The organism is Xanthobacter sediminis (assembly GCF_043195015.1).
Lineage (GTDB): Bacteria > Pseudomonadota > Alphaproteobacteria > Rhizobiales > Xanthobacteraceae > Xanthobacter.
Genome location: NZ_JBAFWH010000001.1, coordinates 48,167 through 74,260, shown reverse-complemented (window position 1 = coordinate 74,260; position 26,094 = coordinate 48,167). Strand labels below are relative to the sequence as shown.

The window sequence follows — 26,094 nt, the reverse complement described above, 5'->3', positions numbered from 1 at the left end:
TCAAATCCCTAGGGAGTGCTGTTAGCCACCAAGCCGGCAACATGCCGGTCAGGGGTTCGAGGGAAGGTGCGCGCGAGCGTGCTTTCCTTCGTTCCTGCGGCAGCCACACTCCGTCTCCAAACAACCCACAACTGGGGGGCGTCGCATGAAGGAAATCCTCGAAGAGCTGGAGAGCCGGCGCGAAATCGCACGCCTGGGCGGCGGCGAGCGCCGCATCAAGGCCCAGCACGCCCGCGGCAAGCTCACCGCCCGCGAGCGCATCGAGCTGCTTCTCGACCGCGGGACGTTCGAGGAATACGACACCTTCGTGCAGCACCGCTGCGTCGATTTCGGCATGGAGGACCAGAAGGTTCCCGGCGACGGCGTGGTGACGGGCTGGGGCACGGTGAACGGCCGCAAGGTGTTCGTGTTCGCCAAGGACTTCACGGTGTTCGGCGGCTCCCTCTCCGAGGAGCATGCCCGCAAGATCACCAAGATCCAGGACATGGCGCTGAAGACCCGCGCCCCCATCATCGGCCTGTTCGACGCCGGCGGCGCCCGCATCCAGGAAGGTGTCGCGGCGCTGGGCGGCTATGGCGAGGTGTTCAAGCGCAACGTGCAGGCTTCGGGCGTGATCCCACAGATCTCGCTCATCATGGGCCCCTGCGCCGGCGGCGACGTCTATTCGCCTGCCATGACCGACTTCATCTTCATGGTGCGCGACACGAGCTACATGTTCGTGACCGGCCCGGACGTGGTGAAGACCGTCACCAACGAGACCGTCACCTCCGAGGAGCTGGGCGGCGCCAAGGTCCACACAACCAAGTCCTCCGTTGCCGATGGCTCGTTCGAGAACGACGTGGAGATGCTGCTGGAGTGCCGGCGGCTCATCGACTTCCTGCCCTCCAACAACCAGGAAGGCGTGCCGCAGTGGCCCTCGTTCGACGAGCCCGGCCGCTATGACGAGAGCCTCGACACCCTGGTGCCGGACAATCCGAACAAGCCCTACGACATCAAGGAGTTGATCCTGAAGGTCGTGGACGAGGGCGATTTCTTCGAGATCCAGGCCGCCTACGCCCGCAACATGGTCACCGGCTTCGGCCGTATCGAGGGGCGCACGGTGGGCTTCGTCGCCAACCAGCCGATGGTGCTGGCCGGCGTGCTCGACAGCGACGCCTCCCGCAAGGCGGCCCGCTTCGTGCGCTTCTGCGACGCGTTCGAGATCCCGATCGTGACCTTCGTGGACGTGCCCGGCTTCCTGCCCGGCACCGCGCAGGAATACGGCGGCCTCATCAAGCACGGCGCCAAGCTCCTGTTCGCCTATTCGCAGGCCACCGTGCCGCTGGTCACCGTCATCACCCGCAAGGCCTTCGGCGGCGCCTATGACGTGATGGCCTCCAAGCACGTGGGTGCCGACGTCAACTATGCCTGGCCCACCGCACAGATCGCGGTGATGGGCGCCAAGGGCGCGGTGGAGATCATCTTCCGCCAGGACATGGACGACCCGGAGAAGATCCAGGCCCAGACCAAGAACTACGAGCAGCGGTTCCTCTCGCCCTTCGTGGCGGCCGAGCGCGGCTTCATCGACGAGGTTATCACGCCCCGCTCGACCCGCCGGCGCCTTGCCCGCGCGCTCGCCATGCTGCGCACCAAGAAGCTGGAGCAGCCCCCGCGCAAGCACGACAACATGCCGCTCTGAGCGGCTGGGAACGATAGAAGGCCCCTCCCGCCGGGCCGTCCGCACGCCTCTTCCTTAATCGGGAAAAGCCAAGCGGAGCCCGGCGGCGAAAGCTCCCTCCCCCGCCGGGGGGAGGACCGGGAGGGGGAACCCGCTCCTAGATTTTCAGCGCCGTTGCCACAGGCGCTTCAAGGAACCGAACGCTATGTTCTCGAAAATCCTGATCGCGAACCGGGGCGAGATCGCCTGCCGCGTCATCAAGACCGCGCGCAAGATGGGCATCAAGACGGTCGCCGTCTATTCCGAGGCGGACAAGGACGCCCTGCATGTGGAGATGGCCGACGAGGCCGTCTTCATCGGCCCGCCGCCGGCCGCGCAGTCCTATCTCATCGCCGAGAAGATCGTCGAAGCGTGCATGCTCACCCACGCCGAGGCGGTGCATCCCGGCTACGGCTTCCTCTCCGAGCGCGCCTCCTTCCCCAAGCTGCTCGCCGAGCACGGCATCGTCTTCATCGGCCCCAATCCCCATGCCATCGACGCCATGGGTGACAAGATCGAGTCCAAGAAGGCAGCGGCGGCGGCCCAGGTCTCCACCGTTCCCGGCTATCTCGGCGTGATCGAGAACGGCGAGGAAGCCGCCCGCATCGCCGACGAGATCGGCTATCCCGTGATGATCAAGGCCTCCGCCGGCGGCGGCGGCAAGGGCATGCGCATCGCCCATTCCCGCTCGGAAGTGCAGGACGGCTTCGACCGCGCCCGCTCGGAGGCCAAGTCCTCCTTCGGCGACGACCGCGTGTTCGTGGAAAAGTTCATCGTCGATCCCCGCCACATCGAGATCCAGGTGCTGGGCGACAAGCACGGCAACGTGATCTACCTGGGCGAGCGCGAGTGCTCCATCCAGCGCCGCAACCAGAAGGTGGTCGAGGAAGCCCCCTCCCCGTTGCTGGACGAGGCCACCCGCAGGAAGATGGGCGAGCAGGCCGTCGCCCTCGCCAAGGCCGTGGGCTATGACAGCGCCGGCACGGTGGAGTTCGTGGCCGGCCAGGACAAGAGCTTCTACTTCCTGGAGATGAACACCCGCCTTCAGGTGGAGCATCCGGTCACCGAGCTCATCACCGGCATCGACCTTGTGGAGCAGATGATCCGCGTCGCCGCCGGCGAGCCCCTCTCCATCACCCAGGACGACGTGAAGCTGACGGGCTGGGCAGTGGAAAGCCGCATCTACGCGGAAGATCCCTACCGCAACTTCCTGCCCTCCACCGGCCGCCTCGTGCGCTACCGGCCCCCGGAGGAAGGCAAGACCGGCCCCATCACCGTGCGCAACGACACCGGCGTCTACGAAGGCGGCGAGATCTCGCTGTTCTACGATCCGATGATCGCCAAGCTGGTCACCCACGCGCCCACCCGCGCCATGGCCATCGAGGCCCAGGCCGATGCGCTCGACGCCTTCGCCATCGACGGCATCGGCCACAACATCCCCTTCCTCTCCGCCCTGATGGCGCATAAGCGCTGGCAGGAAGGCCGCCTCTCCACCGGCTTCATCGCCGAGGAGTATCCCGAGGGCTTCTTCCCGCGCGTTCCGGAAGGCGAGATCGTCCACACCCTCACGGCGGTGGCGGCGGTGATCGACCACATCCAGAACGCCCGCAAGCGGCAGATCTCGGGCCAGACCTCCGGCGTGCCGGTGAGCTTCGCCAAGCACCGCATCGTCACGCTCACCACCGGCGAGCACGTCACCTCCACCCCCTGCGAGGTGGATGACGTGGACGGCGGCTTCAAGGTTCAGATCTTCGACGCCGACGGCAACCCCGGCCACGCCCACGTGCTGCGCTCCAATTGGAAGCCCGGCGACCCCGTGTGGACCGGTACCATCGACGCCGACCAGGCCACCATGCAGGTGCGGCCCATCTCCAACGGCGTCGCCCTCGCCCACCGGGGCGTGGCCACCAAGGCGCGGGTCTACACCGAGTTCTCCGCGGCCCTCGCGGCGCTGATGCCGAAGAAGGAAGCGACCGGCGGCGGCAAGGAGCTTTTGTGCCCCATGCCCGGCCTCGTGGTCTCCATCGCCGTGGTCCCCGGCCAGGAGGTGAAGAACGGCGAGATTCTGGCGATCGTGGAAGCCATGAAGATGGAGAACGTGCTGCGCGCCGAGCGTGACGGCACCGTGAAGGCGGTCCACGCCAAGCCCGGCGACAGCCTCGCCGTGGATGCGGTGATCCTGGAATTCGCCTGACGCCAGTGGCGGGACGCCGGTGAGGTGAACCGCCGCAGGACCGGCAAGCGGGGCGGGGGCCTTCTGGCCATCCGCCCCGGCGTGTGAAACTCTTCAGGGGTCCCTCCCCTCCCCGTTCTCCTCCCGCCCGCGGGAGGGGAAGACTGCCGGAGCCTCTGAATGCGCCTGCTTTCCCATCTGCTGAAGCGCTTCGTGGAAAAGGGCCGTCTGACGGTCCTCACCGCCGACGGCGTACGCCATGTCTTCGGCTCGGGCGAGGGCGGGCCCTCCGTCACCGTGCGCATGCACGACAGGAAGCTGGAGAAGGAACTCTTCTTCAATCCGGAGCTGGTGGCGGCCGAGGCCTACATGGACGGCCGCCTCACCTTCGAGGAGGGGGCCGGCGCCTTCGAGCTGCTCTACCTGTTCTCCGTCAACCGCAAGGGCCTCGGCGCCCACCCGGTGCAGCAGGCGCTCAGGCAGGCGTGGCGATCGGTGCGGCGCTTCCAGCAGGCGAACCCGGTCGGCAAGGCCAAGGAGAACGTCTCCTCCCACTACGACCACCCGGCCGCCTTCTACCGGCTGTGGCTGGACGAGACCATGACCTATTCCTGCGCCTACTTCCGCGAGCCGGATGAGCCGCTGGCGGAGGCGCAGCGCAACAAGTTCCGCCACATCGCGGCAAAGCTGAAGATCACCCCCGGCATGCGCGTGGCCGAGATCGGCTCGGGCTGGGGCGCGCTCGCCATCTACATGGCCAGGGAGTGCGGGGCGAAAGTGACCGCCATCAACGTCTCACCGGAGCAGCTTGCCGAGAGCCGGCGCCTCGCGGAGGTGGCGGGCGTGGCGGACAGCATCGATTTCCGCGAGGTGGATTATCGCGAGCTGAAGGGCAAGTTCGATCGCGTGGTCTCCATCGGCATGATGGAGCATGTGGGCGTGGCGCATTTCGACGAATACTTCACAACCATCCGCAACCTTCTGGACAAGGGCGGGTTCGCGCTCGTGCACGCCATCGGCCGCATGTCTCCGCCCGGCACCACAGCGCCCTTCATCCGCAAGTACATCTTCCCCGGCGGCTACGTGCCCGCGCTTTCAGAAGTGTTCGCCTCCACCGAGCGCACGCACCTGTGGGTGAACGATTGCGAGGTGCTGCGCCTGCACTATTACTGGACCATCCGCGCGTGGCGCCGGAACTTCATGGCGCGGCGCGCGGAAGCGGACGCCATGATGGGCGAGCGCTTCGGCCGCATGTGGGAATTCTACCTCGCCGCGGTGGAGTTGGGCTTCCTGCACGGCTCCAACATGGTGTTCCAGCTCCTGCTCTCGGAAAAACGCGACGACGTGCCCGTGCTGCGCGACTACATGACCGATGCCGAGCGCGCGCTCGCGGCGCAGGAAGAGCGGGCATGACCGCTTCGTGCGCCGCCCTTCCCGCCCGCCGGCGTCGCCGGCCGGGCGCCTGCCCTCACGCACGGTGCGCACAGTGCCCCGCCGCCCGGCCCGAGGCCGCCGCGGCCCGCGCCGCGCGCCGCGCCAAACCGCATTCCTGCCCTTCGGAGGCCCAGCCATGACCACCCTGCCCTTCGCCACCGACCTGCCGACCGTGACCCGCGAGGACTGGCTGAAGCTGGTGGACGGCGTGCTCAAGGGCGCGCCCTATGACAAGAGGATGGTGACGGCCACCTACGAGGGCCTCGCCCTCGACGCCCTGCCGCCGCGCAAGCCCGCCGCCCCCCTCCTCGCCGGCCGTGCCGCCGCGGCGCCCTGGGCCATCTCCATGCGCGTGGACCAGCCGGACACCGCTGCCGCCAACGCCCAGGCGCTGGAGGATCTTGACGGCGGCGCCTCCGGCCTCGCGCTGGTGTTCGCCTCCTCCCCGGAGGCCCGCGGTTTCGGCCTGCCGGAGGGCGCCGACCTCGACGCCGTGCTGAAGGGCGTGATGCTGGACCTCATCGAGACCCGCATCGAAAGCGGCCGCTTCGTAGGGCGTGAGGAAGCGCTCGCCTTCGCGACGCTGGTGGAGAAGCGCGGGCACGATCCCAAGGCCGTCGCGGTCTCCTTCGGCCTCGACCCGCTGGGCGATTTCGCAGCGGAAGGCTCCATGCCCATCACCTGGGGCCTGCTGGCCAAGCGCTTCACCGAGACCTCGGCCATCCTGGCGGCCAAGGGCTTCAAGGGCCCGCTCGCCCGCGCCACCGGCAACGTCTTCCATGCCGCCGGCGCCTCGGATGCCCAGGAGCTGGCCGCGGTGCTCGCCGGGGCGGTGGCCTACCTGAAGGCCTATGCCGAGGCCGGCGTGCCGCTGGAAGAAGCCGCGACCCGCATCGAGGCCGCGCTGGTGGCGGACGTGAACCAGACCGCGACCATTGCCAAGTTCCGCGCCATCCGCCTGCTTTGGGGGGCGGTGCTGCGCGAGTGCGGCCTGCCCGCCACGGCACTGAAGGTGCACGCCACAACCGCCTGGCGCTCGCTGACCCGCCGTGACCCCTATGTGAACCTGCTGCGCGCCACCGTGGCCGCATTCGCGGCCGGCGTCGGCGGGGCGGACAGCGTCACCGTGCTGCCATTCACCCAGGCGCTGGGCCTGCCGGATGCCTTCGCCCGCCGCCTCGCCCGCAACACCCAGGTGATGCTGATCGAGGAATCCAACGTGCACCGCGTGGCCGATCCCTCCGCCGGGGCCGGCGCGGTGGAGGCGCACACGGACGGCCTCGCCGAAAAGGCCTGGGACCTGTTCCGCACCATCGAGCGCCGCGGCGGCCTCGCGGATGTGCTCTCCGACCGCTGGCTCCAGGGCGAGATCGCGGAGGTGAAGGCCCGACGCGACAAGGATGTGGCCACCCGCAAGGCGCCCATCACCGGCACCTCGGAATTCCCCATCCTGGTGCAGGAGGCGCCCGAGGTGCTCGCCCCCCTCGCAGCCGAGCCCGCCCCGGCCGCGGACGGCGCGTTGCAGCCCCACCGCATTTCCGAAGCCTTCGAGGCGCTGCGCGACAAGGCGGATGCGGCCGGCGCCGCGCCCAAGGCGTTCCTCGCCACCCTCGGCCCGGTCGCGGCCTTCACCGCCCGCGCCACCTTCGCCAAGAACTTCTTCGAGGCGGGCGGCATCGCTGCCGCCGTGCCCGACGGCTTCGCCGACCTTGACGCTCTGGTTGCGGCCTTCAAGGCAGCCGGGACGCCCTTCGCCTGCCTCGTGTCCTCCGACGAGGTCTATGGCACCGATGCGGCCACCGCCGCCAAGGCGCTCAAGGCTGCCGGCGCCGGCGCGGTGTGGCTCGCCGGCAAGCCGGCGGCCATCGAGGCGGAGCTGAAGGCGGCGGGTGTCTCCGGCTTCATTTTCGCCGGCTGCAATGCGCTGGAAACCCTCGCCGCCGCCCAGGCCGCCGCGGGGCTGAAATAATGAAAGCGAGAAGATCCGCCATGCCGGCCCTTGCACGGGCACCGCTCGCTCTGGTCCTCGCGGCGCTCGCCGCGGGCGCCCTGCCGGCAGTTCCGGCTGCCGCGGCCTCGCGCCACGACGGCACCTGGAGCATCACCACCGCCGCCGAAGCCGGAACCTGCGACACCAATTTCGACTTCAAGCTCAAGGTGAGGGATGGCAAGGTCACCTACGCGGGCTTCTGGCCGGTGAAGGCCACCGGCGGCATCAACAAGCTCGGAGTGATCCGCATGACGCTCGCACACGGCCACCAGCGCGTGATCGCGAAGGGGCTGGTGGAGGGTGACACCGCGTCCGGGGACTGGACCTCGCCGCAGCCCAAGTGCTCCGGCGCGTGGTTCGCCAAACGCGCGTGACCGCGGGAAGAAACACGGCGCGCCCGGGCGCGCCCAGCGAGATCAGAGGGCCGGTCCGGGCGCTGCCGCCGCGGGCCACGGACAAGCCGACGCATTCAAGGGGATAGAACCATGAGCCAGATCCCGAACTTCGCCGCCCTCGACTGGCGCGCCCCCGACGTGGCGCAGCCTGCGAGCGCCGCCCCGAGTTGGGCCACGCCCGAGGGCATCGACGTGAAGCCCCTCTACGGTCCCACGGATATCGCGGACCTCGGCTATATCGACACCTATCCCGGCATCGCCCCGTTCCTGCGCGGGCCCTATGCCGGCATGTACGCCACCCAGCCCTGGACCATCCGCCAGTATGCCGGCTTCTCCACGGCAGAGGATTCCAACGCCTTCTACCGGCGCAACCTCGCGGCCGGTCAGAAGGGCCTCTCGGTGGCGTTCGACCTCGCCACCCACCGCGGCTACGACAGCGACCATCCGCGCGTCGCTGGCGACGTGGGCATGGCGGGCGTCGCCATCGACAGCATCTACGACATGCGCACCCTGTTCTCCGGCATTCCGCTGGACCAGATGAGCGTGTCGATGACCATGAACGGCGCTGTACTGCCCGTTCTCGCGCTCTATGTGGTGGCGGCGGAAGAGCAGGGCGTGCGCCACGACCAGCTTTCCGGCACCATCCAAAACGACATTCTCAAAGAATTCATGGTGCGGAACACTTATATCTATCCGCCTACGCCTTCCATGCGCATCATCTCGGACATCTTCGCCTATACCTCGAAGGAGATGCCGCGCTTCAACTCCATTTCCATTTCCGGCTACCACATGCAGGAGGCCGGCGCGACCCAGGACCTGGAGCTGGCGTATACGCTGGCGGACGGTGTCGAATACGGCCGCGCCGGTGTCGCCGCCGGGCTCGGCATCGACAAGTTCGCCCCGCGCCTGTCCTTCTTCTGGGCCATCGGTATGAACTTCTTCATGGAGGTGGCCAAGCTGCGCGCCGCCCGCCTCCTGTGGACGCGCCTAATGACCGACCTCGGCGCCAAGAACCCGAAGTCGCTGCCGCTGCGCACCCATTCGCAGACCTCCGGCTGGTCGCTCACCGCGCAGGACGTGTTCAACAATGTGATGCGCACCGCCATCGAGGCCATGGCCGCGACCCAGGGCCAGACCCAGTCGCTGCACACCAATGCCCTCGACGAGGCGCTGGCCCTGCCCACCGATTTCTCGGCCCGCATCGCCCGTAACACCCAGATCATGCTCCAGCAGGAGAGCGGCACCACCCGGCAGATCGACCTGTGGGGCGGCTCCTTCTACGTGGAGAAGCTCACGGCCGATCTCGCCGCCAAGGCCTGGGCCCATATCCAGGAGGTGGAGGCGCTGGGCGGCATGGCCAAGGCCATTGAGGCCGGCATCCCCAAGCTGCGCATCGAGGAGGCGGCCGCCACCACACAGGCCCGCATCGACGGTGGCGCCCAGACCGTGGTGGGCGTGAACAAGTTCAAGCCGGAGAAGGACAAGATCATCGACGTGCTGAAGGTGGACAATTCCGCCGTGCGCGCCGCCCAGATCGACAAGCTGAAGCGCCTGCGCGCCGAGCGCAACCCGGCCGAGGTGGAGGCCGCCCTCACCGCCCTCACCAACGGCGCTGCCGGCAACGGCAACCTGCTCGAGCTCTCCATCAACGCCGCCCGCGTGAAGGCAACGGTCGGTGAGATCTCCGATGCACTGGAGAAGGTGTTTGGCCGCCATCGCGCCGAGATCCGCGCCATTTCCGGCGTCTACAAGCGGGAGGCTTCCGCCATGACGGACAAGGTCGGCAAGGTGCAGAAGCAGGTGGAAGCGTTCGAGGCCGCGGAAGGCCGCCGGCCCCGCATCCTCGTCGCCAAGGTGGGCCAGGACGGCCACGACCGCGGCCAGAAGGTGATCGCCTCCGCCTTCGCCGATCTCGGCTTCGACGTGGACATCGGCCCCCTGTTCGCCACGCCCGAGGAAGCCGCCCGCCAGGCGGTGGAGAACGACGTGCACGTGGTGGGCATCTCCTCCCTCGCCGCCGGCCATCTCACCCTGGTCCCGGCGCTCAAGAAGGCGCTGGAGGCGGAAGGCCGCGGCGACATCATGGTGGTGGTGGGCGGCGTGATCCCCCCGCAGGATTACGACGCGCTGAAGGCCGACGGCGCCGAGGCCATCTTCCCGCCCGGCACCGTCATCGCCGATGCCGCCACCGAGTTGCTGCACACCCTCTCCCAGCGCCTCGGCCACACCCAGGAAGCGGCGGAGTGACAGGCACTTCCCCCGGCGAACAGGTCCCATCCGCCGCCGGGCACGTGGCTTTCATAGCCCCCGGCTCCACCCTGCGGGTGCTGGAGCCGGGCACGCAGCTGCCCCACGGGCGGCTGCTCGCTTTCTATGACGGGCGCATCCCCGGCACGCGGCTCCACAGCGCCGCCGAGAACTGGCTGGATGACGGCGCCTTCGCTCTCGGCATCGCCTCCTACGCTTTGCTCGATGGCGATGAGGCGCTGGTCTACGACCCCCACATCTCCCTCGCCCACGCCCGCCTCCTCCGTGCTGCGCTGGAGGCGCGCGGCGTGCGACGCATGCGGCTGGTGCTGAGCCACTGGCACGACGACCACGTGGCGGGGAATGCGGTGTTCGCGGATTGCGAGATCATCGCCAGCGCCGAGACGGCGGCGCTGCTCGAACAGAACCGCGCGCGCCTCGAAGGCGGCGACCCGCCCATCCGGCCCCTCGTGCTGCCGAACCACGCCTTCGCCGGGCGGCTCGACCTCACGGTGGGGCGCCTCGCGGTGCAGCTCCACCCTATGGACATCCACAGCCGCGACGGGGTGGTGGCCCTGCTACCCGGCGGCATCCTGCTCGCCGGCGACACGCTGGAAGACCCCATCACCTATGTGGACGAGCCCGGCCGGCTTTCCATCCACCTGCGAAACCTCGACCTTCTCGCTGCCCTCGGCGCCTGCCGCATCCTGCCCAACCATGGCGCGGAAGAGGTGATTGCGGCTGGCGGCTACGGGCCGGAGCTGATCGCGGCAACGCGCCTTTATGTGGAAAAGCTGCTGCGGCTGAAGGCGGAACCCGACCTCGCGCGGCAGGACCTTCGCGCCTTTGCAGCGGATGCCTTCGCCACCGGCGCCATCACCTATTTCGAGCCCTACGAGGCTGTGCACCAGCGCAACGTGGCCGCCGTTCTGGCGCAGGACTGAGGCCGTACGCGCCCTGTTGCCCGAGAACGGGCTCGGCTTGCGAAACGGCCTGATTACGGCAACGCCAACGCCGATGGGCGGACCGGTGTGGCAATCCATCGCGGGGGATACGGCGCCACGCGCGCAGCGCGGCGTCAGCCCGCCTTCGAGAGCCCTCGCCCCGCCTGCCCAGCTGCAAGCAACTCCTCCGCCTTTGCCAGAATGGCGTCGGCATCGAGCCCCGCCTGGGCAAGCTGGCGGGGCTGACTTTCCTGGTCGATGTAGAGGTCGGGCAGCGCCATGGACCTCACCTTCAGGCCGCCGCGGTCCAGCATCCCTTCATCGGTGAGGAGCTGGAGCACATGGCTGCCGAAGCCGCCAACGGCTCCCTCCTCCACGGTGATGAGGGCGCGGTGCCCGGCGGCCAGCTTCAGGAGCAGATCACGATCCAGCGGCTTGGCGAAGCGTGCATCGGCGACGCTGACCTTGAAACCCTTGTCCTCCAGGCGCTCGGCCGCCTTCAGGCAATCGGCGAGGCGGGTGCCCAGGGAGACAAGGGCGACATCGCCCTCCCCCGTGCCCGAAACCAGCCGCCCCTTGCCGATGGGCAGCACCTGCCCGTGGTCCGGCCGCTCCACGCCGACGCCTTCGCCGCGCGGGAAGCGGATGGCGAGCGGACCGTCATTATAAGCCACGGCGGTGGCCATCATGTGGGTCAGCTCGGCCTCATCGGCAGGTGCCATCAGCACCATGCCGGGCAGGCAGGCGAGGAAAGCGATGTCGAACGCGCCGGCATGGGTTGCGCCGTCCGCCCCCACGAGGCCGGCGCGATCGAGGATGAAGCGCACCGGCAGCCCCTGCAGCGCCACATCATGCACCACCTGGTCGTAGCCCCGCTGAAGGAAGGTGGAATAGATGGCGCAGAAAGGCTTGAAGCCCTCCGCAGCGAGCCCGGCGGCAAACGTCACCGCATGCTGCTCGGCGATGCCGACATCGAAGGTGCGGGCCGGGTGGACCTGCCCGAACAGGTCGAGCCCCGTGCCCGAAGGCATGGCGGCGGTGACGGCCACCACCTTCTCGTCGCGACCCGCCTCGGCGATCAGGCTCTCGGCGAACACGCGGGTGTAGGAGGGGGCGTTGGACTTCGCCTTCTGCTGGGTGCCGGTGAGCACGTCGAACTTGACCACGCCGTGGTACTTGTCGGCGCTCGCCTCGGCGGGGGCGTAGCCCTTGCCCTTCTGGGTGACGACATGCACCAGGATCGGCCCGCTCTTGGCGTCCCGGACATTCCGGAGCACGGGGAGCAGGTGATCGAGATTGTGCCCGTCGATGGGGCCCACGTAATAGAAGCCCAGCTCCTCGAACAGGGTGCCGCCGGTCCAGAAGCCGCGGGCGAACTCCTCCGCCCGCTGCGCACCGCGCTCCACGAACTTCGGGAGCCGGCCCGCGAGCTGCTTGCCGATCTCGCGCAGCGACAGATAGGTCTGCCCCGAGATAAGCCGCGCCAGATAGGCCGACATGGCACCCGTGGGCGGGGCGATCGACATGTCGTTGTCGTTAAGAATGACGATGAGGCGCGAATCCATGGCCCCGGCGTTGTTCATGGCCTCGTAGGCCATGCCGGCGGACATGGCGCCGTCGCCGATGACGCAGACCACGTTGCGGTCCACCCCCGAAAGGTCCCGCGCCACCGCCATGCCGAGGCCGGCGGAAATGGAGGTGGAGGAATGGGCCGCGCCGAAGGGGTCGTAGATGCTCTCCGAACGCCTGGTGAAGCCCGAGAGCCCTCCCCCCTGGCGCAGGGTGCGGATCCGGTCGCGCCGCCCGGTCAGGATCTTGTGGGGATAGCACTGGTGCCCCACGTCCCAGATGAGCCGGTCGTGGGGGGTGTTGAAGACGTGGTGCAGCGCCACGGTCAGCTCGACCACCCCGAGGCCGGCGCCCAGATGCCCGCCGGTCACGGACACCGCATCGATGGTTTCCGCGCGCAGTTCGGCGGCGAGCTGGGCCAGCTTTTCCTGGGGCAGGCGCCGCACGTCGGCGGCATCCTTGATGGTATCGAGCAACGGGGTCTTCAAAGGCGTCACGGAACCACTCCGCGCCGGACCTGCCGGCGACAAGCGAGGCTTACACAGGGAAATGATACGGCGCAACGCACCGCTTTAACCATTAGACCTGTGGCGTGCGCATCTTCTCGCGCCCCGTTGGGGCGGCTTCAAGGCGGGGGAAACTCCGCCCCGCGCTAGCCGCCACGCTCAGGCGCCCGGCATGAGCTTCGCGAAGCGACGCTGGAGCCGCCAGAGGATGCCGGTCGGCAGATGGGCCCCAGGCTTCATGTAGCCGGTGAGATGCTGCCAGGGGGCTATGAAGTCCGAGTCGGCGGCAAGATCAGACGCCTTGAGCCGGCGCCCGTCCGCGATGCGGCGCTCGAGCTGGATGGCGACCGTGGGCCGGACATGGCCGAGCCGCACCGAGCGCTCCACCAGCTCCGGCGAGATGACGCCGTCGTCCACCGCCCGGAACAGCGCCTCGAACCAGAGGTAGCCGAGCGGGTTCTGGTGCGACACCCACGGCTGGTGGGTCATGTCCGTGTAGTGGATGAGGCTGGTGACGCCGGGCTCGTAATGCTCAAGATCGTTCCAGACATGGGGAATGACACGCTCGGGCGGGCGGTTGCTCACCACCATCTGCTCCATCAGCGCCTTGTAGGTCATCTCCTCGCGGTCGAGCCGGCCGACGATGTCGCCGATGTCCCACTTCAGCCGGCCGCAGTTGAGCAGAAGGACCGAGTTCTGCGGCAGGCGGCTGGAACCCGGGCGCAGCTTCACGGTGCGCAGGTCGAAATCATCGTCGTCCGTCGTCCAGAAGCTGCGGATGTCCTTGAACACCTGCATGTCGGAATCGACATAAACGCCAAGCCCCTCATAACCGCACAGCTGAGGAATGAGGAAGCGCTGGAAGGAGAAGGGGGTCTTGCCCCGGTTCTTCGGGTCCCGCGCCTGCGGAATCGGGATATCGGCATCCGCCAGCGACACCACGTCCACCGCCATGGAAGCATGGCGCTGGATGGAATCGGCCAGCACCGCGACGGCGAGCTCCTGTTCCGGCTCCGCGCCCACGAACACCTTCACCGGAGACTGGATACCGAGAGGATGCAGGCGCGCCTTGGTGCGGTAGAGGATCTGAGCGAACTTCTCGAACTGGATGTCGAAGCTCTGCTGCGCGTTGGTGAGCTTGGTGCTCTCCTCCAGATCCTTGAAATTCTTCGAATAAGCGGTGCCACCATCGACACCGATTGTATAGATGTCCTTCACGCCCGAAAGGGCGAGCAGGCCGAGGGCGGCCTCGGCACTGAAATAGGACAGTGGAACCACACGCCCATCGCCACGGCGCTGCGCGGCCGGCGCGGTTTCGGCGTCATAGGTGAGAAGGCGGCCTTCCTTGTCCAGCTTGGACAGAATCGGCACTTCCTTAACGTAATCAGCGAGCGTCTTCTCACGCGGCCGGAAGTCGGTGTGTGGAACCCAGGGCACGACAAGGAAGCGCGCGTTGGCGTCGATCACGTCGGCGCATGAGATGACGACCTCTATATCCACCGCATGGGTCAGCGTCACCGGGCGGTCACGCACCACGTGATTCAACGTAAAAAGATGATAATTATCCGGGCCATAGGCCTCGATGCAGTCGTAGGTCCGGCCCTTGCCAACGATGAGCCACGGCTTGGCTGCACGCTCGTCGAAACGCTCGAACCACTGGAAGAAGTTCTGCACAACTTGATCCCTGCGAGCTACCCGGCGCAGCGCGCGCACCGGGCATGCGGACCGGACACACGCGCATTGGCGACGGGGAGATCGAACATCCAGCCCCTACCGCCCGCGACACACGCCGAACCACCACGAATCCCGAGCGACGCCGCCCACCTTCGACGGCACCGGGACCCTACCGTCGTACTCCGGACAAAATAGCCGATGGAAGATCAAATGCAAACGCGCCCGGCAGCCAGCCACCATTCTTATGAACAAATCTGGTGTATCAAAATGTAAAGGGCGATTCTTAATCGACCAGCAGCGCCGCGGCCGGAAGGCTGTACGACCCCAGGTGCAGTTCCATTTCCGCAACATCGAAGCCCAGCGCCGCGGTGATGCGGCGCCAGCCGGCGAGGTCCACCTTGTAGGGATTTTCCCGCAGAAGCTGGACCTTGATGAACGGAAGCCCCGCCTCCACCAAGGCCCGCCAGCCGGTGAGGGTGGCATTTCCCGCTGCGCCGACGCCCGACAGCACCTCGACTTCCGCCCCCGCCGCCGTAAGCGCCTCCTCCAACGGCACCTCATAGGCCCGGATCACGTCATTCTTGTCCGCGAGCGCACGCACGCCGGAAAAGAATGCGCGCGTGCCCGCGAGCGCTAAGGCCTCGCGCTTGAGCACGAAGAAATAGCTCTGGAAATGGGGAGCGAAGAGATCGGACGCCGTGGCCGCCACCACCGCCGCGCGCGCGGCGGCGATGCGCGCGGCAAAAGCCGGAAAGCGCGCGGGCGCGTGATAGACGCTGTCGTTGGCGAACCACAGCGCCGCGCAATCCCACAGCTGTGGCCACAGGCGCAGCACGCTCGCCCAGGCGGCGAAATCGTAGCCGTGGTTCTCGCGCACCACCAGCGCGTCGGCTGTCTCCGCTCCCGGATCAAGGCAGCGCAGGTCGGCCCGGTCGGTGGTCGCGATCAGCACCACCCGGCAGCCCGCCGCGCGCAGGCTGCCCGCATAGGAGAGCACATGGGGCCAGAAGCGCCCATCCGCCGTATAGCTCACGAGCAGGCACACCGGCCCCCCGCCCTCCGGCAGGGGGCGCACCACCGCAAGGCGCTGCGCCTCCACCGGCGTGTCCTGCCCCAGCCCTGCCACCGCCGTTTCAGAGCCGGCGTGAAGCAGCGACAGCGCCTTGCGCAGATTGTGCGCCGGATCGCCCCCCAGCAGCAGCTTCCCCGCAGCGGTCACGAGGTGGCGCGCCACTCGCGGCCGATCGACCGCGGGGTTTACGGGCGCCGGCCTGGCGGCCTTCTCCTGCGTCATGTGCGTTCACCTTGCTGCCGCCGTGGGCTAGACAGCGGATCGAATAGCCCGCGCAGCTTGCCGGCGCGCACCGCCACCCGGTGGAAATCGAGCAGCAGCCCCGCCAGGAGACACCCCCCGGCGAGCTTCAACGCCGTGACGGCGAGCGGACGCGGGCGCGCATATTTCTCTCTCACGTAGCGCTCTGACTGCTGCTTGGCGCGATTGATGGCGAAGGTCTGCGCGAAGCTGGGGCTGGAGGAGCGCCCGCCGGCGTGCACCGCCTTCGCCCCCGTCACCACCACGATGGGCATGCCGCCCGCCAGCGCCCGCAGGGAGAGGTCGTCATCCTCATGATACAGGAAGATCGCCTCGTCGAAGCCGCCGAGATCGAGGAACGCCTGCCGCGACACCATGAAGGCGGCACCATGGATGAAGCGGGTGCAATAATCTCCGGCGATCTCCGCCGCCTTCAGGCGATCCTTGCGCGGCACCTTCTCGAAAATGGTGCCCTCCTTGCGCATCAGCTTTCCCTCGTCACCGACGATGGCGGGCATGAAGATGGATTTGTCCCCATAGGCGCCGGCGGCGTCGAGCAGCGTGTCCACGGCGCCGGGCGCGAGCACAGCATCGGGGTTGAGGAACATCACATAGGGCGTCGCCGCGCGCCGGGCACCCGCGTTGCAGGCGGTGCCGAAGCCGGCATTGCGCCCCATGGGAAGGAAGTCCACAGGCCGCGGCAGGCTCTCGCGCCAGGGCGTACCCTCGGGGCTGGCGTTGTCCACGATCACGACCGCGCAGTCGTCCGGCACGCTTCCCACAGCGCGGGCGATCACGGCGCCGCTGTTGTAGGTCACGAACACCACGGTGAGCCGCGGCGCGGCAAGGGCGGATGTGGTGGACACAGGATGGCTCGGCTCCCGCCGGCGCATTTGCCCCACCGCGGAACGCGCCGGCCATGCTCTTCCTGCCCTTCCCGGACAGTGAAGACAAGCCCTCCCGCCCGCCGGGAGCCGACAGGCGGGACACGTTTGCAGCTTAACAAAAGTTGAAAATCCTCTAGAAGGCGCGCCCATGCGGGACGGCTCCAGCGGACGCGTGATGCGTCGCCATGTCTTCTTCTCGGCGGGGTATCACCCCATGACCGTCGAGGACCATTTCCGGGTGTTCAAGCGCGAGCTCGAACGCTTCGGCGCGGTGTGGTCGATCGAAACCCGCCTCCTCGACGCGGCACCCCGCCCCACACCCACCGGCGCGCTCTGGCGGATTGAGGCGAAAGGCCAGGGCTGGCAGACGCACACCACGTTCGAGGTGCTCGCCTGGGACGACATCGCCCGCGCGGACATGGCGCGCTCCGGCTGGTCTCACTTCAAGGGGCAGCTCAGGGCGATCGCCGACATGGTCGCGAGCGGCACGCTGGCGCGTTATTTCCGCGCCAGCCGGCGGTATGGCATCTTCTTCATCCTCTCCTACGTGGCGCTGGCGGTCATGTGGAGTACGGCCGGGCTTGCCGGCGCCGCGGCTGGGCTCGCGCTCGCGCCCGTTATCGGCCCGCTCGGCGCCGCGGTGGCGGGAGTGGCGCTCACCGCGGCCTGCGGCCTCATCCTGATGCGCTGGCCGGGAGAGCCGCTGCACCTCAAGCAATCCCTCGACCTTTCGGAATTTTCGGTGGATTTCGCCCATGGCCGGCACCCCGAGGTGGATGCCAGGGTGGCAGCCTTCGCCCGGCGCATCGCCGAGGTGGCGGCGCCGGGGGCAGCGGAAGAATTGGACGAGGTGGTGGTGGCCGGCCACAGCCTCGGAGCCATGCACGCCATCTGCGCGCTGGCCGGGGCGGCCGAGGCTGATCCCGCCTTCGGCCGGGCGGTGCCGGTGCGCCTGCTCACCCTCGGCAGCACCACGGCCAAGTTCGCGCTGCATCCGGCGGGCCAACGGCTGCGCGAGGCAGCGGCCCGCGTGGCGGCGACGCCCGCCATCGGCTGGCTGGAGATCCAGTCCCGCGACGATATCGTGAGCTTCTACAAGGTGAACCCCGTGACCCTCGGCCCGGCGGAGATCGTGGATGGCAAGCTGAGGCGCGGTGATTACGCCCTGCGCCCGCTGGTACGCCACGTGGCCATCCGCGACATGATCACCCCGGCGACCTACAATCGCTTCCGCTTCGACATGATGCGCCTGCACTGCCAGTGCTTCCTGGCGGGCGACAAGCGGGCCCACCACGACTTCCACGCCTATGTGTGCGGCCCCGTGCCGTTCGATGCGCTGGCGGCCACTCCCGGCGGCCTGCTGCCGTTCCTCGACGAGACCGGGCGGCTCGCCCCGCCCGCGTCAGGCGCGGATGCACAGGCCCCCTCCAACGACTGAGAGCGTGATGACCCTCCTCGCATTTTCCAAGATCGCCTGGGCGGTCGGCGTCGCCGCCTGGTACGTGCTGCGCCTGCCCTTCGAGATGAAGGCGCGGCGCATGAAGGTGACAAACGCCCGCCACCGCACCCTGCGCGACATGACGCTGCTCACCATCTCCACCCTGGGCCTCGGCATCACGCCGGCCATCTATGCCGTGAGCGGCCAGCCGCGCTTCGCCTCCTATCCCCTCACCCTCGTGCAGGTGGCGGCGGGCGTGGTCGTGTTCATCTGCGCGCTGTGGCTGTTCTGGCGCACGCACAGGGCCATCGGGAAGTATTGGTCCGTGACGCTGGAGATCAAGGAGAAGCACGAGCTGGTCACCAGCGGGGTCTATGCCCGCGTGCGGCACCCCATGTACTCGGCCTTCTTCCTGTGGGCGCTGGCCCAGGCCCTGCTGCTGCCCAACTGGATCGCCGGGCCCGCAGGGCTCGTGGGCTTCGGCATCCTGTTCTTCTTCCGCGTGGGACGCGAGGAGCAGATGATGCGCGAAGCGTTCGGCGCCCAGTACGACGCATATGTGCGACGCACCAAGCGGATCATTCCCGGCATTTACTGAGACCCCGTGGAACGGAATGCGACGCGCGGCAGGTCCGTGATTCGGTCACGCTGCGTTCGCGCTTCATGCGGCCCCTGTCCCATGATGGCACAGGGCGCGCGCGCTCGGCCGCACAAAGCCGGAACCGCGCGCGGAACGTGATTCGCGCCGGGTTCGTTCCGGGTTCGGCCCGGGGCATGCAGGGGTGACGTCCCACTCTGGGACGCGGCCTTAAGACGAAACAAAGGCAGAACATAGCGCGCGCAGCGATTCGGTCACGCCCCGTTCCCGCTTCCGGCCGCCCATGTCCCGAAACGGGACGCGCGTGAGCAGCAGCGAGCGCTATGGCAACGGCCCGCGCTCCAAGCCGCGGCGCCTGCCATCCTCGGATAGGGAGCGAGCCCGCTCCCGGCGTCAGATCTCGGGATCGAGGGGCAACAGGCCGGCGGGGCGGCCCTCGGCGTCGCGCGTGATGGTTTCCACCCGCGCCTCGGCCTGCTTGAGCAGCGCCTCGCAGCGCTTCTTCAGCGCCTCGCCGCGCTCGTAGATGGCGATGGATTCCTCGAGGGGCACATTGCCCTTCTCGAGGCTGGCGACGATCGCCTCCAGCTCCGCCAGAGCCTGCTCGAAGGACAGGGCGGCCACGTCCGCCGCCTTTGCCGCCCTGGCGCCCTTCGGCGCGCCGCCCGTTGCTGCCTCGGCCATGGCCATCTCCTGCTGATTCCCGGCCGGGCACCATAGCGGAGAGGGGCCGCGCGGTCGAAGCCGCCGGCGGCCGAGGGGTGGCCCAACGGCGCCCCCTTTGCTAGAAGCGCCGCATTCAGATGGAAAGTCGCCCCATGTCCGCCGCGGCCCCCGCGTCCCTTCCCGTGCACGACCCCCGCATCCTCGAAGAGGCCCTCGTCGCCCGCTTCGATGCCGCCGGCTATGCGCGCCTCGACCCGCCCATCCTGCAGCCCGCCGACGTGTTCCTGGACCTTTCCGGCGAGAGTATCCGCCGGCGCCTGTTCCTGACCACCGACGCGGACGGCCGCGAGCTGTGCCTGCGACCGGACCTCACCATTCCCGTGGCCCGCGCCGTGCTCCAGAACGCCATCGCGATGCCGGCGGCGGTGAGCTACCTCGGCCCGGTGTTCCGCTTCCGCGGCGAGGGCTCGGGCGAATTTCGCCAGGCGGGCGTCGAAAGCTTCGGGCGCACCGACATCGAGGCGGCGGACGCCGAGATCCTGGCCCTGGGGCTCGACGTGTGCACCCTCTATGGCGTCGAGCAGCCGGAGATCCGGCTGGGCGACGTGGGCCTGTTCGCCGCGCTGCTGGATGCGCTGCCGCTGGCGCCCGCCTTCCGCCGGCGGCTGCTGAAGGATTTCGGCCAGGGGCGGCTCGGCCCCGATCTCGCCCACCCGGCAGCGAAAAGCCCGGCCGCCGCCCATTCGGGCGTGCTCAACGCCCTCGCCGGCGCCGACCCGGAAGCGGCGCGCGCGCTCATCACAGATCTGCTCTCCATCGCCGGCATCTCCACCGTGGGCGGGCGCACGGTGTCGGAGATCGCCGAGCGGTTCCTGGAGCAGGCCTCGCTGGAGGCGGGCGGGCTCTCTCAGGAGACCGCCGCCATCCTCGCGCGCTACCTTGCCGTCACCGGCCAGCCCGACGCGGCCTCCGCCGAGCTGCGCGCCCTGGCGCGCGAGGCGGGCATCGACATTGATGCCGCGCTCGACCTGTTCGACCGGCGCACAGGCTTCCTCACCGCGCACGACGTGAACCTCGCGGACGTGCGCTTCTCCACGGCTTTCGGGCGCCCGCTCGATTATTATAGCGGCATGGTGTTCGAGCTCCACGATCCCGCCGGTCGCGCCAGTGGCGCGCTGGTGGCGGGCGGACGCTACGACCGCCTGCTGCCGCGCCTCGGGGCGACGGGCGAGGTACCCGCGGTGGGCCTCGCCGCCTGGGTGGACCGCCTCTCCAGCCTCGACGCCCTTTCCTCCAGCGGGACCCTGTCATGACCGCTTCCAGCCCGCTCATCCTCGCTGTTCCGTCCAAGGGCCGCCTGCAGGAGAATGTCCACGCCTTCTTCGCGCGCGCCGGCATGCCCCTGACCCAGGCGCGCGGCGCCCGCGACTATCGCGGCGCCCTCGGCGGAGTGGACAATGTGGAGGTGGCTTATCTCTCCGCCTCGGAGATCGCCGCCGCGCTCGCCTCCGGCACCGCCCACCTGGGCGTCACCGGCGAGGATCTGGTGCGCGAGAACATCATGGAGGCGGATGCCCGCGTCGCGCTGCTGGAGAAGCTGGGCTTCGGCCACGCCAACGTGGTGGTGGCGGTGCCGCAGGCCTGGATCGACGTGCGCACCATGGACGACCTCGACGATGTCGCCACCCACTTCCACAGCCGCACCGGCCGGCGCATCCGCGTCGCCACCAAATACGTGAACCTCACGCGCGGCTTCTTCGCCCGTTCCGGCATCGTGGACTACCGCATCGTCGAGAGCGCCGGCGCCACCGAGGGCACGCCCGCTTCCGGCAGCGCCGAGTTGATCGTGGACATCACCACCACCGGCACCACGCTCGCCGCCAACGGGCTGAAGGTGGTGGACGACGGTATCATACTGAAGTCCGAGGCCAATCTCGTGGCCTCCCTCACCGCCGCGTGGAGCCCCGAGGCGCGCGCGGCCGCCCGCGCCATGTTCGACCGACTGGGCGCGGAAAAGCGCGCGCGCACCAAGCGCGAGGTGCGCACCCGCTTCTCCAGCTGCGACGCCTCGCTGGTGGACGAGGCGGTGGCGCAGTTCCGCTGCGTCGCCCCGTTCGGCGGGCCCACCTCCTCCGGCATGCTGACGCTGCATTGCCCGCCAGACACGCTGCACGGCCTCGCCACCTTCCTGCGCGCGCGCGGCGCCAGCATGGTGACGGTGGCGCCCATCGAATACGTGTTCGCCGCCGACAACCCGCTTTACGAGGCGCTGGAAGCGCGGCTCGGCGCCTGAGGGCTGCACGCGCCCATGCTTCTTCGCGCACCGCGGCATGTCCGCCGCGGCGCCTCCGCGCGCGGAGCGCGTTCGCATACACTGCAATGATGTATATGCGGAAATACAGCTATACTATTTGCCGCGAATGAACGGCACAGCTATATCCCAACGAATACTACTATTTCATTAGACTTTATTTGGGGCGCGGCTCATATCTCGTCATCGGAACTTCAACAGGCCGATGCCGCGATGCATATCGCCCCACGTCCCATCTTCGCCTTCTCCTCCAGCGGCGCCATCGGCGCGCTGGGTGGGCTGATCGGGCTCGGCGGCGCGGAATTCCGCCTGCCCCTGCTCATCGGCGCGTTCCGACTCGATCCGCTCAATGCGGTGATCGTCAACAAGGCGGTGAGCCTCGTGGTGGTCGCCTCCGCCTTGCCGTTCCGCATGAGCGCCGTGCCGGCGGCGGAACTGATGGCGCAATGGAGCGTGGTGGCGAACCTGCTCGCCGGCAGCCTCATCGGCGCCTGGGTGGGGGCGGGCTTCGCGACGCACCTCGCCTCCCGTGCCTTTTTCCGCCTCATCGCGGTGCTGCTGGCGCTCATCGCGCTGGTGCTGGTGACGCTGCACCACCCCGCGGCAGCGGCCCCGCTGCTGGAGGGCACGCCGCAGATGGCGGCCGGGATCGCGGCAGGCTTCGCCATCGGCGTCGTCGCCGCGCTGCTTGGCGTGGCTGGCGGCGAGCTGCTCATTCCCACCCTGGTGCTGCTGTTCGGTGTGGACATCAAGCTCGCGGGAAGCCTTTCCCTGGTGATCTCGCTGCCCACCATGCTGGTGGGCTTCGCGCGCTACAGTCGCCATGAAGCGTTCGGCGTACTGGCGGAAAACAAGGGCTTCCTGGCGCTCATGGCGCTCGGCTCCATCGCCGGCACCTTCGTGGGCAGTCGCCTGCTGGGGCTGGTGCCCGCCGCCATGCTGATGCCGCTGCTGGCGCTGGTGCTGGCCTGGTCCGCCGTGAAGCTCTGGCGCCACCGCTGAAGCCGGGCTGCGGCTTTCCTCCGCCACGATCGCGCACTACTCTGCCGCCCCGAAGCGCACCGTGGGTCGCGCCAGCGCGCCCTCCCTCACGCCCGCGGTGCCCACAGGAGCGAAGTTCCATGCGTGATGCCGAGCCGCAGCCCATCCGCCTTGCAGATTACCTCCCGCCGGAATGGCTGGTGGACAAGGTGGATCTCGATTTCGCGCTCCATCCCACCCAGACCCGCGTCACCGCCCGCCTCGCGCTGCGGCGCAATCCGAAGGGCACCCCCGGCGCCCCCGTCATCCTCGACGGCGACGGCCTGACCTTGGTGCGCCTCGCCATCAACGGCCAGCCCCTGGCCGGCAGCAGCTTCGAGACCGCGCCCGACCGGCTCACCCTCGCCCACCCGCCGGCCGACAGATTCACGCTGGAAATCGAGACCCTGGTGGACCCCACCGCCAACACCCAGTTGATGGGGCTCTATCGCTCATCCGGAAACTACGCCACGCAGTGCGAGCCGGAAGGCTTCCGCCGCATCACCTACTTCCCCGACCGGCCGGACGTGCTCGCCGTCTACACCACCCGCGTCGAGGCCGAGCGGGAGGAAGCGCCCATCCTGCTCTCGAACGGCAACCTCGTGGAGAGCGGCGCCATCGACGGCACCACGCGCCATTACGCTGTGTGGCAGGACCCCTGGCCGAAGCCCTCCTATCTGTTCGCCCTGGTGGGCGGAAAGCTCGCCAAGGTGAGCGACCGCTTCGTCACCGCCTCCGGCCGCGAGGTGGCGCTCGGCATCTATGTGGAGGAAGGCAAGGCGGAGCGCGCCGGCTATGCCATGGACGCGCTGAAGCGCTCCATGCGCTGGGACGAGACCGCCTTCGGCCGCGAATACGACCTCGATGTCTTCAACATCGTCGCCGTCTCCGACTTCAACATGGGCGCGATGGAGAACAAGGGGCTCAACGTCTTCAACGACAAGTACGTTCTCGCGAGCCCGCAGACCGCTACCGACGCCGATTACTCCGGCATCGAGGGGGTGATCGCCCACGAATACTTCCACAACTGGACCGGCAACCGCATCACCTGCCGCGACTGGTTCCAGCTGTGCCTGAAGGAGGGCCTCACCGTCTTCCGCGACCAGGAGTTCTCCTCCGACCAGCGCTCGCGCCCGGTGAAGCGCATCGCCGACGTGCGGGCGCTGAAGGCGGCACAGTTCACGGAGGACGCCGGCCCCCTCTCCCATCCGGTGCGACCGCAGACCTACCGCGAGATCAACAATTTCTACACGGCGACCGTCTACGAGAAGGGCGCCGAGGTGGTGCGCATGCTGAAAACCCTGCTGGGCGAGGACGGCTTTCGCTCCGGCATGGACCTCTATTTCCAGCGCCACGACGGCGAGGCGGCCACCATCGAGGATTTCGTGGCCTCCTTCGCCGACGCCACGGGGCGCGACCTCACCCAGTTCTCGCTATGGTATGAGCAGTCCGGCACGCCGGTGGTGAGCGTCACGGGCACCTATGACGCCGCCGCCCGCACCTACCAGCTCGACGTATCGCAATCCGTTCCGCCCACGCCCGGCCAGCCCACCAAGCAGCCCATGGTGATCCCGCTGGTGGTCGGCCTCGTGGGGCCGGACGGCAAGGACCTGCCTCTCACCCTCGGCAACAAGGTGGTGGAGCGCGGCGTGCTGGAGCTCACCAGGGCCGAGCAGAGCTTCACCTTCACCGGCATCGATGCCCGCCCCGTGCCCTCGCTCAACCGCGGCTTCTCCGCCCCGGTGAACGTGGTGAGCGGCCTTACGGCGGACGAGCGGGTGTTCCTCGCGGCCCATGACGCGGACCCGTTCAACCGGTTCGACGCGCTCCAGGGCCTCGCCCTGGGCCTGCTGAAGGAGGGCGCGCGCACCGGAACGGCCGTCGCGCCGGAGGCCGTCATCGGCGCCGCGCGAAACCTGCTGGCGGATGGGACGCTGGACCCAGCTTTCAAGGCCCAGGCACTCGCCCTCCCCGGCGAGGGGGAGGTGGCCCGCGAGCTTGCGACCGATGTGGACCCGGACGCCGTCTATGCCGCGCGCAAGGGGCTCAAGATCGCGGTGGGCACCGCCCTCGCCGGCCCGTTCGCGGAGGCCTACGGCGCGCTCACGGCCACGGGCCCGTTCACGCCCGATGCCGCCTCCGCCGGCCGCCGCGCGCTGCGCAACCTCGCGCTCGACTATCTGGCCGTCACCGCCTCCGCTGAGGGCATCGCCCGCGCGGCCGCGCAGTTCGAGGGTGCCGACAACATGACGGACCGCCTCTCCGCCCTGGCGGTGCTGGCGCAGCATGACGTGCCGGAGCGCGAGCAGGCGCTGGCGCGCTTCTACGAGCGCTTCAAGGACGATGCCCTCGTCATCGACAAGTGGTTCATCCTCCAGGCGCAGATCGCCGCGCCGGATACGCTGGAGCGGGTGAAGGGGCTGATGGCGCATCCCGCCTTCTCCCTCGGCAACCCGAACCGGGTGCGCTCGCTGATCGGCGCCTTCGCCGCCGGCAACCCCACCCAGTTCAACCGCCCCGACGGCGCGGGCCACGCCTTCGTGGCCGATGCGGTGCTGACCCTCGATCCCCGGAACCCGCAGGTGGCCTCGCGCCTCCTGTCGTCGTTCAAGACGTGGCGGCAGCTCGAGCCCGTGCGCCGTGCCAGCGCCGAGGCGGCCCTGCGCCGCGTGGCGGAAACGCCCGGACTGTCGGCGGACGTCTCCGACATCGCCACCCGCGCCCTGGGCTGAAACGCGCGCGGCCGGCCCTTCCCGGCCGGCCGCGCATCCATTGCTGCCGGAAACGGCATAAAGTCATTCAATAACGACCCATTATCCCGCCAGCGGTGGCCGCCTATTTCTCCCTCATCGAAAGCGGCTCCACGAGCCGCATCACTCAAGGGAGAAAAACAATGCGCACGTTCACCATCGCCGCCCTCGCGCTCGCCGCCTCGCTCTCGCTCGCCGGGGCCGCCCGCGCTGACGAAGGTGTCTCGCGGGAAAATGCCGAGTCCGCCCGCGTTGCGGCCGAGTCCTGGCAGGAAGCCGAGCAGCCGCACCTGACCACCGCGCCCCGCGCCCTCGGCTACAGCGCCCCGTCCTCGGAGCGGGCGCAGCGGATCGAGAACATCTTCACTCAGCCCCAGCATGAGACCCCTGACCAGCGCTTCCTGGACCAGGGCGACCGCGGCCTGGGCACCAACTGAGCCCCATCAGCCCCCAAATGCGCTCCAGCTCCACGGGGAGCCGGAGC

The 26,094-nt window shown here is 68.7% G+C and carries 19 protein-coding genes; 14 read left to right on the top strand and 5 right to left on the bottom strand.

Annotated elements, in window-relative coordinates:
- Positions 1–145: 145 nt before the first annotated feature.
- The 7 genes from V5F61_RS00320 to V5F61_RS00290 all read left to right on the top strand — a co-directional run bounded on the left by V5F61_RS00320 (position 146) and on the right by V5F61_RS00290 (position 10,879).
- On the top strand, positions 146–1,678 hold the full coding sequence (locus V5F61_RS00320) for an acyl-CoA carboxylase subunit beta (protein WP_393986881.1): 1,533 nt from the start codon (positions 146–148) through the stop codon (positions 1,676–1,678).
- A gap of 184 nt (positions 1,679–1,862) precedes the next feature.
- A complete protein-coding gene (locus V5F61_RS00315) occupies positions 1,863–3,890 on the top strand; it encodes an acetyl-CoA carboxylase biotin carboxylase subunit (protein WP_393986880.1) in 2,028 nt (675 codons plus the stop codon).
- 159 nt (positions 3,891–4,049) lie between these two features.
- Positions 4,050–5,282 (top strand): class I SAM-dependent methyltransferase, encoded by a 1,233-nt coding sequence (locus tag V5F61_RS00310; RefSeq protein WP_393986879.1) that lies wholly within the window; start codon positions 4,050–4,052, stop codon positions 5,280–5,282.
- Between the two features lie 157 nt (positions 5,283–5,439).
- Positions 5,440–7,272 carry a methylmalonyl-CoA mutase family protein gene (locus V5F61_RS00305; protein WP_393986878.1) on the top strand — a complete coding sequence of 611 codons (1,833 nt, stop codon included), beginning with the start codon at positions 5,440–5,442 and terminating at the stop codon, positions 7,270–7,272.
- A 20-nt stretch (positions 7,273–7,292) separates the two neighbouring features.
- The gene (locus tag V5F61_RS00300) at positions 7,293–7,667 is read left to right on the top strand and encodes a hypothetical protein (RefSeq protein ID WP_393986877.1); all 375 of its coding nucleotides are present in this window, start codon (positions 7,293–7,295) and stop codon (positions 7,665–7,667) included.
- A 111-nt stretch (positions 7,668–7,778) separates the two neighbouring features.
- On the top strand, positions 7,779–9,935 hold the full coding sequence (scpA, locus tag V5F61_RS00295; RefSeq protein ID WP_393986876.1) for a methylmalonyl-CoA mutase: 2,157 nt from the start codon (positions 7,779–7,781) through the stop codon (positions 9,933–9,935).
- 53 nt (positions 9,936–9,988) lie between these two features.
- Positions 9,989–10,879: an MBL fold metallo-hydrolase gene (locus tag V5F61_RS00290; RefSeq protein WP_393987120.1), complete on the top strand. Its 891-nt coding sequence runs from the start codon at positions 9,989–9,991 to the stop codon at positions 10,877–10,879.
- Positions 10,880–11,013: 134 nt separating this feature from the next.
- Here the strand turns inward: V5F61_RS00290 and dxs are convergent, their stop codons facing one another.
- The 4 genes from dxs to V5F61_RS00270 all read right to left on the bottom strand — a co-directional run bounded on the left by dxs (position 11,014) and on the right by V5F61_RS00270 (position 16,806).
- On the bottom strand, positions 11,014–12,945 hold the full coding sequence (gene dxs, locus V5F61_RS00285; RefSeq protein ID WP_393986875.1) for a 1-deoxy-D-xylulose-5-phosphate synthase: 1,932 nt from the start codon (positions 12,943–12,945) through the stop codon (positions 11,014–11,016).
- 168 nt (positions 12,946–13,113) lie between these two features.
- Complete coding sequence (locus tag V5F61_RS00280; protein WP_393986874.1) at positions 13,114–14,628, bottom strand: hypothetical protein; 1,515 nt, start codon at positions 14,626–14,628, stop codon at positions 13,114–13,116.
- A 283-nt stretch (positions 14,629–14,911) separates the two neighbouring features.
- The gene (locus tag V5F61_RS00275) at positions 14,912–15,922 is read right to left on the bottom strand and encodes a hypothetical protein (protein WP_393986873.1); all 1,011 of its coding nucleotides are present in this window, start codon (positions 15,920–15,922) and stop codon (positions 14,912–14,914) included.
- Positions 15,919–16,806, bottom strand: coding sequence for a glycosyltransferase family 2 protein (locus V5F61_RS00270; RefSeq protein WP_394103995.1), 888 nt, complete (start codon positions 16,804–16,806; stop codon positions 15,919–15,921). Before V5F61_RS00270 ends, V5F61_RS00275 begins: the two co-directional genes overlap by 4 nt.
- Positions 16,807–16,975: 169 nt before the next feature.
- On the opposite strand from V5F61_RS00270, the gene V5F61_RS00265 reads away from it, so the two are divergent.
- Both V5F61_RS00265 and V5F61_RS00260 read left to right on the top strand, forming a co-directional pair.
- Positions 16,976–18,265, top strand: coding sequence for a hypothetical protein (locus V5F61_RS00265; RefSeq protein WP_394103994.1), 1,290 nt, complete (start codon positions 16,976–16,978; stop codon positions 18,263–18,265).
- 7 nt (positions 18,266–18,272) lie between these two features.
- Entirely contained in the window at positions 18,273–18,863 is a 591-nt protein-coding gene (locus V5F61_RS00260; RefSeq protein WP_393986870.1) for a protein-S-isoprenylcysteine O-methyltransferase, read from the top strand.
- A gap of 393 nt (positions 18,864–19,256) precedes the next feature.
- Here the strand turns inward: V5F61_RS00260 and V5F61_RS00255 are convergent, their stop codons facing one another.
- Positions 19,257–19,547: an exodeoxyribonuclease VII small subunit gene (locus V5F61_RS00255; RefSeq protein ID WP_393986869.1), complete on the bottom strand. Its 291-nt coding sequence runs from the start codon at positions 19,545–19,547 to the stop codon at positions 19,257–19,259.
- 134 nt (positions 19,548–19,681) lie between these two features.
- Here V5F61_RS00255 and V5F61_RS00250 point away from each other — a divergent pair, with 134 nt between their 5' ends.
- The 5 genes from V5F61_RS00250 (at position 19,682) to V5F61_RS00230 (ending at position 26,047) form a co-directional block, all read left to right on the top strand.
- On the top strand, positions 19,682–20,842 hold the full coding sequence (locus tag V5F61_RS00250; protein ID WP_393986868.1) for an ATP phosphoribosyltransferase regulatory subunit: 1,161 nt from the start codon (positions 19,682–19,684) through the stop codon (positions 20,840–20,842).
- Positions 20,839–21,822 (top strand): ATP phosphoribosyltransferase, encoded by a 984-nt coding sequence (gene hisG / locus V5F61_RS00245; RefSeq protein ID WP_393986867.1) that lies wholly within the window; start codon positions 20,839–20,841, stop codon positions 21,820–21,822. The genes V5F61_RS00250 and hisG overlap by 4 nt, the downstream gene beginning before the upstream one ends.
- A 231-nt stretch (positions 21,823–22,053) precedes the next feature.
- Entirely contained in the window at positions 22,054–22,842 is a 789-nt protein-coding gene (locus V5F61_RS00240; RefSeq protein ID WP_393986866.1) for a sulfite exporter TauE/SafE family protein, read from the top strand.
- A gap of 119 nt (positions 22,843–22,961) precedes the next feature.
- Positions 22,962–25,592: an aminopeptidase N gene (pepN, locus tag V5F61_RS00235; protein WP_393986865.1), complete on the top strand. Its 2,631-nt coding sequence runs from the start codon at positions 22,962–22,964 to the stop codon at positions 25,590–25,592.
- Positions 25,593–25,753: 161 nt separating this feature from the next.
- Positions 25,754–26,047, top strand: coding sequence for a hypothetical protein (locus V5F61_RS00230; protein ID WP_393986864.1), 294 nt, complete (start codon positions 25,754–25,756; stop codon positions 26,045–26,047).
- Positions 26,048–26,094 lie beyond the last annotated feature (47 nt).